At 41.4% G+C, this 17,973-nt stretch carries 18 protein-coding genes; 2 read left to right on the forward strand and 16 right to left on the reverse strand.

Translation table 11 applies throughout. The features are described 5' to 3' along the window. Nucleotides 1–40 precede the first annotated feature (40 nt). Complete coding sequence (locus K5620_RS12960) at nucleotides 41–1,228, forward strand: glycosyltransferase family protein (protein ID WP_016402453.1); 1,188 nt, start codon at nucleotides 41–43, stop codon at nucleotides 1,226–1,228. A 50-nt stretch (nucleotides 1,229–1,278) separates the two neighbouring features. On the opposite strand, the gene K5620_RS12965 is transcribed toward K5620_RS12960, so the two are convergent. From K5620_RS12965 to pseI, 6 genes are all read right to left on the reverse strand, one after another. Next, nucleotides 1,279–2,010 carry an SDR family NAD(P)-dependent oxidoreductase gene (locus K5620_RS12965; RefSeq protein WP_016402454.1) on the reverse strand — a complete coding sequence of 244 codons (732 nt, stop codon included), beginning with the start codon at nucleotides 2,008–2,010 and terminating at the stop codon, nucleotides 1,279–1,281. Then, complete coding sequence (locus K5620_RS12970) at nucleotides 2,003–3,211, reverse strand: AMP-binding protein (protein ID WP_016402455.1); 1,209 nt, start codon at nucleotides 3,209–3,211, stop codon at nucleotides 2,003–2,005. The genes K5620_RS12965 and K5620_RS12970 overlap by 8 nt, the downstream gene beginning before the upstream one ends. Continuing rightward, nucleotides 3,211–3,462 (reverse strand): acyl carrier protein, encoded by a 252-nt coding sequence (locus K5620_RS12975; RefSeq protein ID WP_016402456.1) that lies wholly within the window; start codon nucleotides 3,460–3,462, stop codon nucleotides 3,211–3,213. Before K5620_RS12975 ends, K5620_RS12970 begins: the two co-directional genes overlap by 1 nt. Nucleotides 3,463–3,471: 9 nt before the next feature. After that, on the reverse strand, nucleotides 3,472–4,062 hold the full coding sequence (gene pseH / locus K5620_RS12980; protein ID WP_040307350.1) for a UDP-4-amino-4,6-dideoxy-N-acetyl-beta-L-altrosamine N-acetyltransferase: 591 nt from the start codon (nucleotides 4,060–4,062) through the stop codon (nucleotides 3,472–3,474). A 92-nt stretch (nucleotides 4,063–4,154) separates the two neighbouring features. Next, nucleotides 4,155–5,150: an N-acetylneuraminate cytidylyltransferase gene (locus K5620_RS12985; protein ID WP_016402458.1), complete on the reverse strand. Its 996-nt coding sequence runs from the start codon at nucleotides 5,148–5,150 to the stop codon at nucleotides 4,155–4,157. After that, nucleotides 5,151–6,203 (reverse strand): pseudaminic acid synthase, encoded by a 1,053-nt coding sequence (gene pseI, locus K5620_RS12990; RefSeq protein WP_016402459.1) that lies wholly within the window; start codon nucleotides 6,201–6,203, stop codon nucleotides 5,151–5,153. A 158-nt stretch (nucleotides 6,204–6,361) separates the two neighbouring features. Here pseI and K5620_RS12995 point away from each other — a divergent pair, with 158 nt between their 5' ends. Continuing rightward, complete coding sequence (locus tag K5620_RS12995) at nucleotides 6,362–6,763, forward strand: hypothetical protein (protein WP_016402460.1); 402 nt, start codon at nucleotides 6,362–6,364, stop codon at nucleotides 6,761–6,763. Between the two features lie 43 nt (nucleotides 6,764–6,806). Here the strand turns inward: K5620_RS12995 and K5620_RS13000 are convergent, their stop codons facing one another. The 10 genes from K5620_RS13000 to flgK form a co-directional block, all read right to left on the reverse strand. Next, nucleotides 6,807–9,677, reverse strand: coding sequence for a motility associated factor glycosyltransferase family protein (locus tag K5620_RS13000; protein WP_016402461.1), 2,871 nt, complete (start codon nucleotides 9,675–9,677; stop codon nucleotides 6,807–6,809). 27 nt (nucleotides 9,678–9,704) lie between these two features. Beyond that, entirely contained in the window at nucleotides 9,705–10,019 is a 315-nt protein-coding gene (locus tag K5620_RS13005; RefSeq protein WP_016402462.1) for a hypothetical protein, read from the reverse strand. After that, on the reverse strand, nucleotides 10,020–10,433 hold the full coding sequence (fliS, locus tag K5620_RS13010) for a flagellar export chaperone FliS (RefSeq protein WP_016402463.1): 414 nt from the start codon (nucleotides 10,431–10,433) through the stop codon (nucleotides 10,020–10,022). A 10-nt stretch (nucleotides 10,434–10,443) separates the two neighbouring features. After that, a complete protein-coding gene (fliD, locus tag K5620_RS13015; protein WP_016402464.1) occupies nucleotides 10,444–11,841 on the reverse strand; it encodes a flagellar filament capping protein FliD in 1,398 nt (465 codons plus the stop codon). Between the two features lie 21 nt (nucleotides 11,842–11,862). Further along, nucleotides 11,863–12,285, reverse strand: coding sequence for a flagellar protein FlaG (locus K5620_RS13020; RefSeq protein WP_016402465.1), 423 nt, complete (start codon nucleotides 12,283–12,285; stop codon nucleotides 11,863–11,865). Nucleotides 12,286–12,364: 79 nt separating this feature from the next. After that, nucleotides 12,365–13,186, reverse strand: coding sequence for a flagellin N-terminal helical domain-containing protein (locus K5620_RS13025; RefSeq protein ID WP_016402466.1), 822 nt, complete (start codon nucleotides 13,184–13,186; stop codon nucleotides 12,365–12,367). A 24-nt stretch (nucleotides 13,187–13,210) separates the two neighbouring features. After that, nucleotides 13,211–13,525, reverse strand: a complete 315-nt coding sequence (locus tag K5620_RS13030) for a hypothetical protein (RefSeq protein ID WP_040307341.1) — start codon at nucleotides 13,523–13,525, stop codon at nucleotides 13,211–13,213. Between the two features lie 217 nt (nucleotides 13,526–13,742). Continuing rightward, a complete protein-coding gene (locus K5620_RS13035; protein ID WP_016402467.1) occupies nucleotides 13,743–14,567 on the reverse strand; it encodes a flagellin N-terminal helical domain-containing protein in 825 nt (274 codons plus the stop codon). A gap of 211 nt (nucleotides 14,568–14,778) precedes the next feature. After that, the gene (flgL, locus tag K5620_RS13040) at nucleotides 14,779–15,990 is read right to left on the reverse strand and encodes a flagellar hook-associated protein FlgL (protein WP_016402468.1); all 1,212 of its coding nucleotides are present in this window, start codon (nucleotides 15,988–15,990) and stop codon (nucleotides 14,779–14,781) included. Between the two features lie 6 nt (nucleotides 15,991–15,996). Beyond that, complete coding sequence (gene flgK / locus K5620_RS13045) at nucleotides 15,997–17,970, reverse strand: flagellar hook-associated protein FlgK (protein WP_016402469.1); 1,974 nt, start codon at nucleotides 17,968–17,970, stop codon at nucleotides 15,997–15,999. Between the last annotated feature and the right edge of the window lie 3 nt (nucleotides 17,971–17,973).

Consider the following 17,973-nt stretch of genomic DNA (forward strand, 5'->3'; position numbering starts at 1 on the left):
TTTTATAAATCCTAGCATGCAAAAATATAAAGAGTGATAAATGAAAAATTTAGCTCCTATCATGGTCTCAACGTATAGTCGCTTAAACCATCTAAAAGCAACTATTCAAGCACTGCAAAACAACAATCATGCAGTCGACACTCCTTTATATATTTTTTCGGATGCAGCGAAGCCTGGCGATGAAGAAGCAATTGCAAAAGTTCGTTCTTACCTTACAACTATCAAAGGCTTTAAATCAGTCACCATTATTGAACGAAAAACCAACGGTAGAGTACAAAACAATCGACAAGGAATAGCCCAACTATTAAAGCAATACGGTAGGGTTATTTTTATAGAGGATGATATCTTCACTGCGCCAGGCTTTATTACATTCATGAATCAAACACTGGATCTCTATCAAGACTCACCTGATATATTAAGTGTAAGTGGGTATATTCCAGAACTAGATACTGATAGCCACCATGTTGACGCTCTACTGCTTAAACGTTTTTCTGGCTGGGGAGTCGGTTTCTGGAGTGGAAAGTATGAACAAATAAAAGCCATTAGCTTAGATGATTTTGAGAAAATTAAAAATTCAAAAGAACAGACAAAGCGCTTAAATGAGCAATTTGGTGAAGATCTGTTTAATCGTTTTCGAGCGGAAGCTTTAGGCCACCTTGACGGCGTTGATACCCGAGCCTGCTATCTACAATTCGTTAAAAATATGTACAGTGTGCATCCTAAACGTTCATTGGTTCAAAATACCGGTAACGATGGTTCAGGAGTGCATAGCAGCATCAACGACAAGTATGAAGTTAAGCTTTGGGACAAAACCGAGAACTTTGTACTCCCTGCTAAACTAAATTCTACAGCGATTATCGACAATAAAGTTGCAAGCTTTTTTCGCCCAGACCATCGAGATTTAAACCCAATGGTTATCACCAACATTATTGAACAGCTCAATCATAAAGGCATTAAGGACATCTGCCTTTGGGGCACAGATATAATGACGGACTTATTTCTGCAAGAGGCCACCAATTATAGCTTTAATATCCGATGCATTATGGATTCGTGGGCAGAAACGCAACAAACACACCGTGGTTACCCGCTCATTACTCCAAGCCAAGCTATACAGCAAGGAGAAGATAATTTTGTTATTTTGTCTTTCGCGTCTCGATTAAAAATGAAATCTATTGCTAAAAAACTTAGCCCAAACATCACTATCATCATTTATGAAGACAAACTGTAAACCCAACAGTTATGGGTAACAGATTTCGTGACACCAACACTCGCTGTTTGCTAGGCGGTGCTACCAGCATCAACAGTAATGGTAGTGCCAGTAATTGCACTGGCCTCCGAACTCAATAAATAACACACTGCAGAAGCAGCTTGCTGTGGGCTAGCGAGGCTTTTCAATGGAGTTCGACGACGTATTTTATCTAGCTTGTCCCCTTCTAGTTTTTCTGTCATCTGGGTTTCTAGAAAGCCTGGTGCAACGCTATTGACGGTTATATTCGCTTTGCCTAACTCTCTAGCCAGTGAACCAGTAAAGCCTTGCAAGGCAGCTTTAGAAGCGGCATAAACACTAAGTCCATTAAACCCAGTATTGGCTATAATAGACGAAATATTAATAATCCTTCCCTCCTGATTTAACAGCATTGGCCTGGTCAAGTATTTGGTCATCAATATTGGTGACTGAACGTTAAGGCGCATTACTTGGTCAATTTCGCTATCGTGCATTGTCGCCAATATACCGTCATGGCCAACAGCGGCATTGTTAACAAGAGCGTAAGGGCGGCCAAATTGTTTAACGATATCCCGGCATAATTGTGGGATATTCGCTAAGTCAGCTAAATCGCACTGTAGCCAGTCTAGCTGTTGAGAGTAGAGATTAGCTAGCTCGATGAACCCATCACTATGTTTACGTGATAAGCCAAGCACCTTGTAGCCTTGCTTCAGTAAAGACTCACAAATAGCCAAACCAAGGCCTTGACTAGCGCCACTTACCACTACTAATTTACTATTATTCATTTCGTTTTACTTTACCTGTCAATGCTATATCAATGCTGTCTAGCCACCTGAAAAACATCGGTATTTGATAGCGTTGTAAGCTCCGATTACAGTGTTCAAGTATGTGCTGTTGAGCTAGTTTGGGATCTTTCTCTGTGCACACAATATCTGCAGCAACCAATTGCCCCATAATTGGATTTGACTTGGGGTAAACCCTTGCATGAAGCACCAGAGGGCTTTGATGTAATACGTCTTCGATATATTCGGGATAAACTTTGTTACCACCAACATTTATCAAGCCGCTGCTGCGCCCTTGAAAATAGACTCTACCCTCTTTGACAGCCACTTTATCACCGGTATTAACATACTCGTGTTCGGCGTTAACTTTTAGCAATAAACAATCATCACTATCAATGCTTAACATTGGAAATCGCTTAGCGTTATTAAGCCAAGTTAGAGGAAACCCAGCTTGTCCGTCAGAAACCGCAAAACCCACCCCCAACTCAGAAGCTGCAAAAATATGAGAGACTTTGGCTTTGGGGAATAGACCCGTTATTTGGTCTAACAAACTTTGTTCCGCAATTTCCCCGCCAAGGCTAACAAACTTTGGATGTAAGGAATCAATACCTTCAGCCATCATAAAGCGCCGATAAATTGATGGAGTTGCAGAAATGGCATCCACACCGTTAGTAAGCATAATGTCTAACGATGTTTGCGGATTTGCATTAACGGCATCAACCAGTTTTGCACCGCTTAACAGGCTCTGCAACACAACTTGAATACCAGCAAATCGAGTCGCTTGATAAAGTAGCCCCCAACATAGGTCATTTTGCACCTCTCCGGTAACAACTGCCCTACTTAACTGTTGCAAAGTATGTGCATTCCAGCTCGGTATCCCAGTTGTGCCAGAGCTGGCAAACCACCACTTAGTTTCCTGCGAGTTATCGCTTTGCTTATCTGCATCAATCCTGCGTAACGCTTCCTCAGCATTTACCCCATCTGGTAACAGCAGCAGATGTGCAACGTGACCATCAAAAGCCAGCAACTCGGTGACAAACTGGTGAATATTCTCAAAACTAACCACAGTTTTATCGCGTGCAGGGCGAACTCTTCTTAATTCCTGCGCCGCGTTAATTAAGCTACGAAAACTGACATTTCCATCAAAACCAAGAGCGATGCGATCAGCAAATTCAGTCACTACTTGTTCAAGGTTTTTGTACATTATTTATTGGCGCTTTGCTGATAAATAGATAGAAATTCACCAAAAGTGCGAGGGTAAACCGCCATTTCCATTTCACTAAATGGGTCAAGACCTAGCTCTTCTTCTAATTGAGCAACTAACAATGCAAAACCCAATGAATCTAAACCGCTTTCTAATAACACAGTTTGATTATCAATATTTTCAATTAAGGTACAGCCACAAAGTTGAGCTGCACTCTCGAAACACCCGCGAATACGTTGTTCTAAATTCAAAATTATTCCTTATAAAGTAAAACTAATATACTTTGCAGCTTCGGTAATCTGTTTTGGCAATTTAGCTAACACTCTCTCACGCTGCGCCTGCCACCTTGAAACCGGATACCTAAAATCATGAAGCAAGCAGCTACTCTCGGTTTTGATACCCTCTATATTAGTGCTAGCGTTAAGCTGGTACTCAAATACTTTTCGGAGTTTTAACACTGAGAGATTGGTCGACAATACTTCAGCTTTCAACTGGTCTACAAATTGTTTCTGGTAGTTGGCGCTGTAGTCTAGGGCAGCTACCTCTAACAACAAACCAGAGCCAGGCCAAACATCTGTTTCACCAAGATAACAGCCCCACTCAAGTAATCCGGGCCCGGCGATATCAAAATTAAGCACCCCAATAGGTCGATTATCTTGATAAAAAATAAAATAGTCGCAGTTTTTCTTTTCAGATAAACCGGCAAACCAAGCTTGATGATTTTCAAATGAGATAAGCTCACTATTTCTCATCATATTACGAACGCGATCTTGATTGCGCCAGCCAAGTACCAACTCCAATTGGCTAGATTCTATAGGACTAAATGTAGAACGGGGATAATGCTTGCTCAAAAAAAGGGTTCCATGATTACGGTTGTTTGTATAATACTTTTTTTGTTGGCCATATAGGAACAGCCACACAAAATCTGAATCACCTTTTGCCGCTAAACTTGCCTAATATCACGATTGCTTCGACTGATCCTTTCCATCGCAGTGATAATTCGCTTAGGGCCGTATACATCCACAGTTTGTTTTGCAAAATTATGCATTTGTGATAAATCACTAGCCAACAAACAATCGAGCTTATCACTAAGTTGTTGCTTTGCTGAGCCCACGCGAATATCAAAGGCAAGACACCAGCCAGAAGCTTCAAGCTCGCAGGCGGCTGTAACTTGGTTATCGGCCACAATCGCAAATACTGAAGGTACGCCTTGGCTAGCGAGTTCAAACATAGTTGAGCCAGCGGCTCCCATAGCAATCTTAGCTCTCCCCATTAAATTCGCCATTTCTTTGGCGCTAAGGTTGCGATGTAGCGTAACCTTAGCAAGATTGGTGTTATTAAGATTGATATTCATCGCATCGGTCACAACTAAGTGAATATCGGTAAAGCCTGCACTGATGAGCGCTTCAACGGCATCCCAACTTAGGTTGGCTACGTCTGCCCCACCAAAACTAACTAACGCAATTTTTCGCTCGGAATAGTTTAAAAAGCCTTGTTCAAATTCTGAACGAAGTAAAACGTAGGGCAAACCTAGAAGTAACTCTGCGCGTGGGAAGGTTTCACAATAAAACGCTTTAAAAGCTTCTCCGTTAGGACTAACCAACAGCTGACTATCTAGTTGATAGGCTTGTTGTAAATCATCAATATGAGCAAGCTGATCTGCAACACGATTAAATATCTCACATTGTTGTTGTGTAAAATGGTAGCCGTCGATAAACAACCACTCTGGCTTATTTATTAACGATTGATTAAGCAGTTGCTGTTCACTATCGACATAGTTGAGCTCTACGCTTGTTGGTAAGTTAATGGTTATACGGCTAGTGGTGAACAGCTTCACTTTCCAGCCTCTTGCTGTGGCAGCACTAGCCAAGGCAGACATTCTTACCAAATGACCAAAGCCAATAGATGGGTTGGCATCAAGCCTAATCCACAATTCCATTTAGGAAAATAACTCCCAGCTAAGCGGAGTACCTTTATCTAAATCTTTTATGGCTTTGCGCCCCTGCACCACTTCCCAGTATTTAGGTGGCATCCCTAAACCAGGTCTAACAATCTTTAGGTTTTGCGACGTTAATATATCACCGGCTTTGATATCACAGCTGACATATATCGAGCGGCGGTACATCTTCGATTGTTCTTCCGCTGCGGTTCCACCGTAACGTACCTCACCTAAGGCCAGCTTGGCACTATTACATTCTGTAACTAAGCTCTTCAGCTCGCCAGGCTCTAGTGAAAAGGCGGCATCAACCCCTCCTGCATTACGGTCAAGTACGAAGTGTTTTTCAATAACACAAGCTCCCATGACCATACTGGCAACACTCACTCCTATACCTAAGGTATGATCAGACAGCCCTACCAAACAATCGAAGCTTTGCTGCATGTGCGGAATGGTGGCTAAGTTAGTATTTTGAGCCGATGCCGGATAAGTACTAGTGCACTTAAGTAAGATAATTTGTTGATTGCCCTGTGCACGAATAGTACGCATTGCTTCATCTATCTCCGCTAAGCTAGCCATGCCTGTCGACAGAATAATCGGTTTGCCAGTTTTCGCTATACACTCAATCAAAGGTAAATCGTTGTTCTCAAAAGATGCGATTTTGTAACAAGGCACATTAAGATCTTCCAACATATCTACTGCGTCTTTATCAAAAGGGGAACTAAAAGCAATCAGCCCTAGTGAATTTGCATAAGAAAATAGGGCTTCGTGCCATTCATACGGAGTAGCAGCCTCTGCGTATAACGAATGTAAATTTCGGCCTTGCCATAAATTGCTACCTTCGTTAATAACGAAACCTTCTTTATCTGTGTCTAAAGTCATACTATCAGCGGTATAACTTTGCAATTTTATCGCATCTACCCCAGCCTCTGCTGCTTGTTTAATCATTTCCTTGGCAATTGCAAAATCTTGCTGATGATTACCCGAAAGTTCGGCAATGATAAAAGGCTTATCTTCACTGGATATGGTTTTACCAGCAATCCTAATTACTTGCATTGTTAAAATCTTACGAAGGTTACTTTGCTAAGACACTAGCAAGAACCACACCCAAAAACATTACTTTTTTGACACATTTCGACAGTGGCGTCATTCTTGCTTTTTAATTCACTAAGCTTCGGTTAAGGTTAAATAAAGAAATTAAGAGGACACACCTAATGGACGCAAAAGAGTTTACCGAGTTGATGCAGAACTCAGCTAAAGATGCCGTGCTTTTTGCAAAAGAAGAATATCAGATTGAGCTCGACTTTAGCTTAAACAGCATCGCTGATATCGACAAAATAATTGCTCAGTTAAGCATTCAAGCTCTAGATGATAAAGCGCTATTCACCTACTCCTTTTTACTCGGTTCTTATCTGGGCGAAGTATACATACAATCTTACAATGGGCATTGGCTTTATGAAGAAGAGACCGAAGATGAGCCACCGCAAACTTTTGTAGTAGATGGCGATAAGACTTTTGCTTTCCCCAGCAAAATATACCATTCGCTGGTAGGAACCGAAGAACACTCAATAAATGAATATTTTGAGAAAATAGCTGAACAAACGAGCGTTCAATAGAACAGAAGTTGAATAATCCGCCTTTACAAGGCGGATTATTCACTTAACCTTTCGCTTGTCGCTCCCAAGTTGCCTTTTGAGTAGTCACATCCCAAGAATCAAAGCTCTCGACATAATAATCTCTCGCATCTTCAATGTATTTACGCCAAATCTCTTTCCCTTCTTTAAAGCGCTCGATACAAAGCTCTTCATCTTCAGATGAGAAAGCCAAACGAGTAAGATAGGTTAAACAAAATGAAGCGCTTCCTCGCATCAATGCAAAAAACAGCGAATGTTTATTTGCAGAGCTTTGCTGTACAAATCTAAATTGGGTGTTCAGCAAATTTAGAATATCTTGCCAACTCTCCGTTGGCGCATCTAGAGTACCAAGAAAATGCTCACAATTATCGACAAACTCTTGCTGTTGGTATTGTTCAGAGAATAGTTGATACCAAGTATTGGTTTCAGAAGTGTATGCGTGTTGCTTTAGCAAGGTTTTCAACGCAATTTTATCAATGCTTTCGCTCAGAATAATGTTTTCACTTAATAACGCTTGTGTACCACCTATATGTGCACCATCACTACAATTAAATACATCCACATCAGCGTACTCAGCAATGGTTTCTTCCATCACCTCGCGCGCAAAGCGAAACTCGTATTTAGTGCTAACCCATTCTTGAAAGTTGCCTTTAGCCCTTATTCCGGTTCCATGCTTTGCGTAATTGTACAACTCTTTCCCTGATTTTTCATGAAAGTAAGCGGAGTGCTTACTATGATGCTGGCTAGGATCCTTGAAGCCTAAGTCAATTCCAAACATGAAAATTTGCTTAAAGCCAAGCTTTAAGGCGTAAGCTAGGGCACTATTTGACACTGTAGGATAAGAATAAAGAATATCCTCTAAATCATTAGTCCCTTGAATCGTATCTTGATACATCAGGGTGGCAGCTTCACCACGCTTAAAACATATAAATGCTTGATTAAACATTGAAACAACGTCGGGGTGAACGCCGTTAACACTAAGCAAGTCAATACCTTTAACCCACTCGGGATCATTTACCTGCTCAATCCACTCAACCGTTGCTCTTGTTTGTTCAACTTCTGCGTGAAAATCAGGTTTGATACCCAACTTGTAAAGAGTCTTTAAACAAGTACCACAAGAAATAATAATTGCATGATCTTGATGTTGTTTTAAGTGCTCAATATTGTCATCCAGCGATGGTCCATTACCTACGATAAAAACTGGCGTATTTGATAGAGCAGTTGCCACCTTAGTGCCTTTATGCTTTTTCAAGTGATAGCAGTTTCTTTTAAATGCTTCGTTAGTATGTGAAATATTAAACATTGCATGATCAAAGTACTCACCAATGTTCATTAATACCCTAAATTGCTCTCGGGTACTGCGGATTGCTTCGTCCATAACACGATGGAAGTAGCTCACATAGAAAAAAGTATATGACAGTATATTTATACCTTGCTGCTGAAGCCGGGTATGTAAATCGTTGAACATGTTACTGCCATCATCACCAATATTTAGATAGATGTTTTGCTCATTGTCTTCAACTTTTTCTAATATCGCGCTCCAATCGGTCAACATTAAAGAAGCTGTAAAGTAATCAATATTGGGCTCGTACAAAATGAAATAATCGACGTCATGGCCAAGCATGATAGATTCTATTTGGTACCCTGCCCCGCAGCCGTACATAATGAAAGAAGGCAAACGCTTGGGTAACTGAGTTCTAGACTCCTGTGGTAAAGCAGATACTAACTCTTTAAGTTCATCTGAACGTTTGTAATGAATATATGGGCTCGGCTTTCGAAGACTCTTACGCGCATCTAAGGTCTCTAACTTAGGGTTAGAACTATAGTAGTCAAAGTAAAGCTGGCTTTCATCTTTGGGGCTATTGTTAAACAAACAAACCCCATAGTCTGTATCCAGTAGATTTACTTCACCGCTAGGCATTACAAAGGGAATCCAACGCTGTTGTTGATAAGTTAAGCACTGCGAGTAGATGTCAGGCATTCTCTCAGCGAAGGCAAGCAAGTTACGTTCTCTGCGAGAGTTTAGCTCTTCAGACAGCTGGTCGATTTCTTGCTCAGATTTATCGCAACCAAGATAGCGATTAAGTTCAAAGCAGCACTCAAAGCCTCTATCTTCATCTTCATTTGGCCAACGAATTTTATCAATATTCGAGAAGCTTAAACTGCGTGTTGCAAAACCAAACTCTAGTGCATTAAAAGGAGCGTAATTGTAGTGCTTAAATAAGAAAAACTTAGACTGGTCTGTTTCTTCTTGCCACTGCTGCAAAGATTGCAACATCTGTTGATCGGTTTCCCCTGTTATTAAGGTCAATTTACAGTCTTGATTTTGTAAGTAATTAACAACTCTCAACCAATTGGCACTGTATAAGGAGTCGGCTAAGAGATCCCATTCGGGCTCGATTAACAGTACTCGCCTCCAAGCCTTCATTTGCAACAATCGATCGATATGCAAACCTAAACCACAGCCCAATATGACCAAACAATCAGACTGTTCATTAACTCCACAATACTGAGTCTTTATACCGGGGTATATGTTTTCAATAGTGCCAAAAACATCTCGCCTCTCTATTTCAGCAAACTGATTCTTTGTATCGACCAACAAACCTCTATGTTGAAAATCAGCTAATTGCTGGTTAACTTGAATCGTAGGAGAAATATCATAAAGAGCGCGACCTTTAGTTACGTTTACAATATTAAGGTGCTTCTTTCGAGTAATAAAAGGTGAATATTGAGCCGGAGGGTGACGGTGTAACTTCTCAGCTAACTCAGGAGAGTATTGCGCTAATGCATTAAGATTAATTTGAAACTTTCGTTTGATGACTGGTGTTACAGTGGCTTCTATTTTTTGTTGAATTTCATCATCGCCACTAATTTGAAAATCAATATTTCTTAGCATTTTGTTCCCTAAAAAAGAATAAGCTAGCTATATACCATAGGCCTTTTTAATTTTTTCACTTCGCTTAATGGCACCAAGCTTAAGCGAGACATCATCTTTACCTTTTTCACACTCCGTTACAACAGCTTGCATTATCTGCAAATGTTTTTTGAGATCTTCAGTTTGAGAGTTTGATAAAGAATCGGCACCAGAGCAAAGGTCTTTCAGAAGAGTCTCGTGCTGAGATAGCAAAGCTTCCAGCACAGAGACAGCAGATGCCTCTTTTAAGAGCTCACCTTGAATGGTTGTTAACAAGTGTTCAGCTTGAAGTAAACTCTTAGTAAAGTTTAACGCTTCAGCCATCTACTCGCCGCGCATCTGATAAGCTTGCTGTTTATCAGCCTCGGGGATTTGATCCCATGCAGATTTAATTGGCAGCATAAGTTCGATCACTTCTTCAACGATTGCAGCGTCATTCGCTATAGATGCTTCAGACAACCTAGTGAGCATGAACTCATAGAGGTCATTTAAGTTTCCAGCTATGTCACCGCCACGCTCAAAATCCAGCGTGTTTTTTAACGAGGTTAAGATAGAGGTTGCTTTTGCTAATGGCTTGCCTTTATTTTGATAATCAGCGCGCTCAATGCAGCCTTTTGCAACAGCAAGGTTTTCTAATGCTGTTTGCATCAAAATCTGAGTAATTCGATGAGGATCAGCGGTCGCAACTTGGTCTTTTACACCCACCTGACGATACTGATTAATGCCTTTTTGATACATACTTTTTCCGTTAACCTAATTGGCCTAAAACGTATTGCATTTGGCTATTAAGACTACCCATTGTCACATCAAAAGCGGTATATTTCGAACGTAACGTAGACTCATAAGAAGCCATCCTCTCTTCAAAATCCAACATTTGACGCTCTAAGTCTTTCTTTTGACTTTTAACTGAATCTTCACGGGTAGCTAATACACCACCAGACTGCTCATAGCTTTTCACCGTAGACAAAAAGCTGTCAGCCACACCACCATCCATTGCAAAAAGCTCGCCAACACCATCTAGATTAGAGTTAATAGCTTTCTTAAACTCTGTTTCATCAAGCGTTAACAGGCCATCTTCATCCATTTCTATACCAATACCATAAAGAGTTCGCATTCCTGGAGCAGCGTCATCGTAACCATTAGTAGAAAGGCCACCTAGGCTGTAGCGTAAGGTCCTAAACATCGGGTCACCGCTCAATTCTTTGCGGTTACTGTTATCATCGCCCTCAGAAACACCGGTTGCTTTAGTATGCTTATCAATTTCTTTGATTACATTATTGTAGGCGTCGATAAATGCTCTAACATTTGCAACTGATTCTTCTTCGCTGGGTTGAATATCAAGAGCGACGGCGGATGATGTCACTTTATTGACGTTTATAGAAACACCAGAAATAACATTTTCAAAGGTATTCGTCGAACTAGTCGCTTCAATACCATCGATAGTGATCCTAGCCGAAGACGCATCAGTAACGTCCATCTTGCCACCAGCATTGGTAAAATTATCTAACTCGGCATTCGCTCCAGTATTTGTAACCAGTAGAGTATTTCCATCACCAGTTTCATCTGAGGTCATCGACAAGCGGATTTCCGAACCGGTATCAATTAGGTTTGCAGAGACACCAAAGTTATCTTCGTGATCATTAATTTGTTCACGTAACTGTTTAAGTGTTGTGCCCGCAGCAACGTCAAGAACCATCGACTCTCCACTAGCAGTGGAAAAAGTTAATTGTCCGTCGGTAGTTGCTACAACATCATCTTCAGAGGTATATAGTGGTGTTCCACCATTAGCAGTGGCATCAATTGATGTTAAAGATGAACCTTTAGCAAGCTCTTGAACCTCAATGGCGTAATTACCATTTGTGGCGCTAGTGGCTAGGTCAACAGAAAAAGACTCATTACCTTCACTTTCATTAGTGGTGGCTGTGCGAGGAAAAAAGGTATCCTGGTTTTGGGCTTTTTCAAGAATCTTACGGAATTCACTAAGAGTAGACTTAATACTACCCACAGCAGACAAAGTGACCTCTAGTGTAGTTTTAGTCTTTTCAAAGCGAGCATCTTTACCAGCACGCTCAGCATTAATTGACACTTCAATTAATGCTTCTAAATCTAAACCACTACCAATACCTGCTGCTGTTATTCCAGTCATGAGTCTTTACCTACAAATAATTTAGACCAACTGATCAACAAACAAGCCTGTAGTTTGACCAATCGCATCTTGAAATTTTCTTAATCGTTCTTCCAATTGGCGATACTCCTCTGTAGGAATTTCGCGAATTAACTCATCAGTACTTCTATTGAGTACTGAAGTAAAAAATTGACCATCTCTTTCGTCTACAACAAACTTTACATCTCTATCTTGCACTTCAAGCAACTGGTTAAGCGAGGCTACAACATCTTCAACTTGAGATTTGTCTTCGTCTTGACGCTTCTCTTTCTCAGCTTGTTGTTGAGCTTTGGCCTTTTCTTGCTCTTTTTGAAGCGATAACTGTGCCACTTCCATCTTGTCAGCAGCACTTAAGTTTTGCTCCTGACTCTTCTGAAGGTTAGTTGTAACCGTTGAGGTGGATATTGAACTAACATTACTATCCATATTCCAGACTCCTTAAACAAAGCAAGCCACACCTATACAGTATAAGTGTGGCTGCGTATTTCTTCACTATTATTAACGATTAAACTAGAGCTAACGCAGCCTGTGGGCGTTGGTTTGCTTGAGCAAGAATCGAAGTACTAGTCTGTTGAAGAATCTGAGCTTTAGTTAAGTCAGCAGTTTCTTTAGCAAAGTCAGTATCTTTAATTCGAGAGCGAGCACCAGAGATATTCTCTGAAATGTTAGACAAGTTACGAATCGTAGATTGGAAACGGTTTTGAACCGCACCTAATGAAGCTCGTTCAGAGTCAACCAGTTTAATGGCCGAATCTAAAGCAGCCATAGCAGCACTAGCACCACCAACAGTAGATACTGATAGTGAAGCCAAGCCTAGGCCTGATGCGCCCCAACCACCTGAACGAGAGATATTAACGCTAATATTTTGGCCAGCGTTTGCACCTACTAGGAACGCAGCTGAATAACCGCCGTCAAGAAGGTTAACTCCACCAAACTGAGTTGTGGTAGCAACACGGCTCATTTCAAGCTTAAGTTGTGAAACCTCAGCTTGTAGTGCAGCGCGGTCACTAGAGTTGTTAATACCATCTTGAGATTGAACCGCTAACACACGCATACGCTGCATCATGTTAGTTAACTCGTCCATTGCACCTTCAGCAGTTTGTGCCACTGAGATACCATCTTGAGCATTCATCACAGCACGGTCTAGACCCTGAATTTGCGATGTCATACGGTTTGAGATTTGTAGACCTGCAGCATCATCTTTTGCGCTGTTAATTCTGAAACCAGAACTTAAGCGTTGATACGCAGTATCTAGTGCGTTGCCTGAGCTTGATAGCTGGCGTTGTGCGTTCAATGACGACACATTGGTGTTGACAACTAATGCCATATTTTGAGCCTCCTAAGAAATTGTTCATCCTGATTGAACTATGTCAGGACGACCAAAACCATTTGTTAGTTGTTGAACCCCTGGTCTATGAACCGTAAACCAAGACAACTTTGAAATGGACCAAAGTTTTAATAACTTCATATTTGTTAGCGGCAATGGAGGAAAAAGCTTTAGAAAAAAAGAGGAAAAAAGCGGAATTTTTTTGCCGCTTTTACGGCAAGCCTTGTAAACACTGGCCTTAAGCGCCAGAAAAAACTTCTGAACTCTGTTAAAAAACGGTATATTTACGTTGATTGAGTAATAAATAAACGCCAAATTATTGCCACCAATTATTGGCACGCACATTGCTTTATTACATTCGCAGCCTGAACCGCTGCGAAAAAAAGGCCAAGTGAGTATGCATCACTTGACCGTATCGCTCGAAACGATAGGAGATTGAGAGCGAAACTAAAGCGCTACTTATTATTGGTATGGAATTGAGCCTCCTAAGAGTACTAATAGCGCTACTGCAGTCTGAGGACGGTGGATTGAACCCCCACCGTCCTTTCTTTTTTTATTATCCAAGTAGAGATAGTGCAGCCTGAGGACGTTGGTTTGCTTGAGCCAAGATAGTTGTCGAGGTTTGCTGAATAATCTGGTTACGTGTTAGTTCAGCAGTCTCTTTTGCAAAATCAGTATCTTTAATTCGAGAGCGTGCCGCAGTTACATTTTCAGAAATGTTAGACAAGTTACGAATGGTTGATTGGAATCGGTTTTGAACAGCACCAAGCTCCGCACGCTTACCGTCAATTTGCTTAATTGCAGAGTCAATAGCTGTCATAGCTGCACTTGCGCCACCAACTGTAGATACCGACAATGCACCTAAACCTAAACCAGATGTACCCCACCCTCCAGTACGAGAGATATTTACACTGATGTTTTGACCGGCATTTGCACCAACCAAGAAACTCGCCGAGAAAGTACCATCAAGTACATTCACGCCACCAAATTGAGTGGTTGTAGCAATTCGGCTCATTTCAGCTTTAAGTTGAGAAACCTCTTGCTGCAATGCGATACGGTCATCTGAGTTGTTAATACCATCTTGTGATTGGATGGCTAATACACGGATGCGCTGTAAAGAGTTAGTTATTTCGTCCATCGCACCTTCAGCTGTTTGCGCTAATGAAATACCATCTTGAGCATTCATTACTGCACGATCCAGACCTTGAATTTGCGAAGTCATACGGTTTGAAATTTGAAGACCAGCGGCATCATCCTTTGCACTATTAATACGCAAACCAGATGATAAACGTTGGAATGAAGTGTCTAATGACCAGCCAGACTGCGTAAGTTGGCGTTGAGCGTTAATAGACGACACATTAGTATTTACGTATAAAGCCATGATATTTCTCCTATCTATATCTTAACCATTTATAGGTTGTATTAGTTGTCAGTTATTTTATGTTTCTGACTTACCCTATATAACGGCAGCGCTTCAATATTCTTTAGCAATTATTTAAATTTTATTTTCAGCTACAAAAGCATCAAATGAAAAAGGTTGCTTCAATATTGAAGCAACCTTTATAACGGCAGCAATGAAATAAACTTTAGTGTTATAGGTAATTAAATAAAGATAATTGGCTAATGCGGCTATAAGAGGAGTAGGAGGTGTTTAAAGCAAGCTCTGCTTTTTGCAGGTTACTTACCGCTTCAGCAAAGTCAACTTCGCTAATGGAGGCCCTTGATTGCTGGTTGATGATGTCCATAGACGAAGATGCATTCCTTACAGATTCTAAAGAGTTTCCCCTCGCACCAATAGAGCCCAAGGTTAAGTTTACGCTTTCTAAAGCGTTATCAAGGCCCACCAGGAAATCACTTTGAGCTTCGACGTAGTCTCCTTGAGGCAGTGAAGTATCTTCTAGCGCGATAATAAAATCGCTCAGCATATTAAGTACATTATCTTTTTCTGGAGGGGCTAACTCAAACTGTTCGTTTGATGGCGCAGCACCAGTAACTGTAATATCAATCCCATTAAAGTTAATTGCTTCACCAGGAGTGTAATTCCCCGTAACAGGAGGAACTAAAGAGGTACCAGTATTATCTAATACTTCATAAGTATCGGGTGCACCCGCCGTTGTTTGAACTTGATAAGTATTATTAGCTGGCGTTATCGGGTCATAATTTAGCTTATGGAAACTATCATAAGCCTTTTGATCATTTATTGTTGTTGATATATTCGCAGTTAAATCGTTTGTCACAAACCGTTTAAATACATTATCAAATACTTCTTGCCCGGTATCATTACTTTGAATATATACTGAAGAAGATACTTTTAATTCATTTACGCCCGCATCGCCTTGGTAGTTATAATTTGTGCCATCAAACACATAAGGCTTTTTCTGAGTTTGAAAGCCCGAAAATACGTAACTACCATCAGCGTTTTGACTGTTCATAAAATCCAGCATTTGGTTTTGAATCTGACGTAACTCCTGTGCGAGCGAAGCTCGTTCAGTGTCGCCATTAATACCATCACCAGATTGAACCCCCAATACTCTTGCTCGCTGCATCGCATTGATCATCCCGTCCAAGGTTGACTCTTCGAAGTTAAGCGCGTTTTCCAACAAGGTGCCATTCTTTAAATGCTGCTCTGTTAAGGTTATTTCCGTGGTCAAAAACATGGTTTTACTCATGTCTGAAGGACCGTCAGCAGCGGTTAGCAACTTCTTATTAGTGATAAGATGTTGGTTCATCTTCTCAACTTGTTGCTGAGAGTTGAGCACACCGTTTAGTGAGTTTTGATACAAGTTAATACTGGAAACTCGCATAATTTATTACCTCACTGAGCTTAATAGAGTTTGAAAGGTTTCTTGCGCGGCACTAATTACTTGCGCTGAAGCTGCATAAGCCTGTTGGAATCGAATCAAATTAGATGCTTCTTCATCCAAATTGACGCCAGAAATTGAATTGTGCCGTTGGGTACTTTGTTCTAGTAAGGAGTTAGCTGCCGATGCCGCCACCCTCGCCTCACTAGTCTTGCCACCAACAAAACTTACCACGCTGGCATAAGCATCGTTCATCGTCATTTTGTTGTCGCCACTGGTGGCTAAACTTTTACGTACCAAGTCTTGCTGCTGCAAATCAACGAGACGCAACGCATTGTAGTTATCATTAAAACCATCGGTATTGTAACCCATGGTGAATACATCACCTTCTTGTACGTCACCATCTATGTTTATTTCGTAGCCTGGCGTTAATGCAGGCACTGCGTTTGAAAACAGCTGTTGGCCAGCACTGGCAGCAGGAGCGGTGGCCATTAATACGCCCAAACCGTCATAAATTTCGTAATCGCCCACGGCATTGATGCGCACTTCGGCGGGGCCATTTACGTCATATCCACCAGGTGAGGTAAAATCTGACGTTGTAGGGTCTGTGTCATAAATAGAATCAATAGAAACCGTTGCATTTCCACGGTTATTAAGCTCCCGCTCAACACGTATTGGCGAGGCCAAAGCAAGTTTCTCTGGTTGGCTCATACTCACTGTCATTGAAGCAGCAGCATCTCGCACCGGTTGAATAAGGTGTCGATCACCTGCGGCAAAGGGGCCTGAAGAAAAATCCCAATCCATGCCATCAAGTTGAAAGTTGGTTGGTGGGATAGTCCCAGCAATCGCCGCCTCAATGGGTTGGTCACCATCATAGCGCTGAACTTCAAAGGTTGTCGCTGAAGTAAAGGTAACTCGGTAATCATAAGGAGTAACTTCGCTACCACTGCCAGCAATAAAACTTCCGCTTATGGTGCCAGCTGTAGTATTGGTAGAAAACTCCTTACCATTAAAAGTTGGCAAAGTGAAAATGTCTCCACCAATATCGCCATTTAAGTCCATACCCAGTCTATTTTGAGTATTAAACGCATCTGTCATTGCTATCGATAACTGACCTAACTGGTTACGACTAGTATCTAAAGTGGTTTTACGGTATTCCATCAAACCACCAATGGTACCGCCAATATCCTCTCGACCAATGATACGTGTAGAGCCTGCCAGGCTCAACGTCATCTCTTTCTGAGTGCTATCTGGATCGCCATCAACAATAGAAAGCTGAGTATGGTCATCTTGCAATACTAAGGCTTGGCCTGAGCGCATAAATACCAGAGTTGAACCATCATCTTGAACAATGGTATTGATATCTATCAATTCAGCTAATTCTTTAATCGCTTGATCTCGTTTATCAGACAAGATTGCATTATTGCCATCCAGTGGGCTTCCGCCAGCCGCCACAATTTCTTTGTTAATCTCAGCTATGTTGGTAATCAGTGCATTGGCTTCATCAGCCTTTTCAACAATATCTTGGCTGATATTTTTCTCTTGGACTTGGTACTGCTCGTTTAGGGTGCGGTAGCGGTCAGTCAAAGCATGGAATTGAGACAATGCTAGCTCTCGAGTCGAAAGTGCAGTGGGATTATCAGTTGTTGCGTGCAGCTGAGTAAAAGTATCGTCAAACTTGCTACTTAAGGATAGTGAGTCATCACTGAGGATCGCATCAATATGGCTGACCGACTCAAGGTAGGCATTACGGTTAGCGTAGGTAGAGGTATCACGAAACATTTGTGCTTGCGCAAATCCGTTTAACACTCGCTCAGTATAACCTTCGCGAACGCCGCCTAAGGTATCGGCGGTGTAAAAGGTGCGCTGTAAGCTGTAACCAGGCGTATTAACATTGGCAATGTTGTTACCTGTGGTCATCAATAAACGTTGATGCGCGGCAACCCCAGAAGAACCAATAGTAAGTAGGTCGTTCATTGCCATAGC

Origin of the sequence: Agarivorans albus (genome assembly GCF_019670105.1) — a bacterium.
Classification (GTDB): Bacteria; Pseudomonadota; Gammaproteobacteria; order Enterobacterales; family Celerinatantimonadaceae; genus Agarivorans; species Agarivorans albus.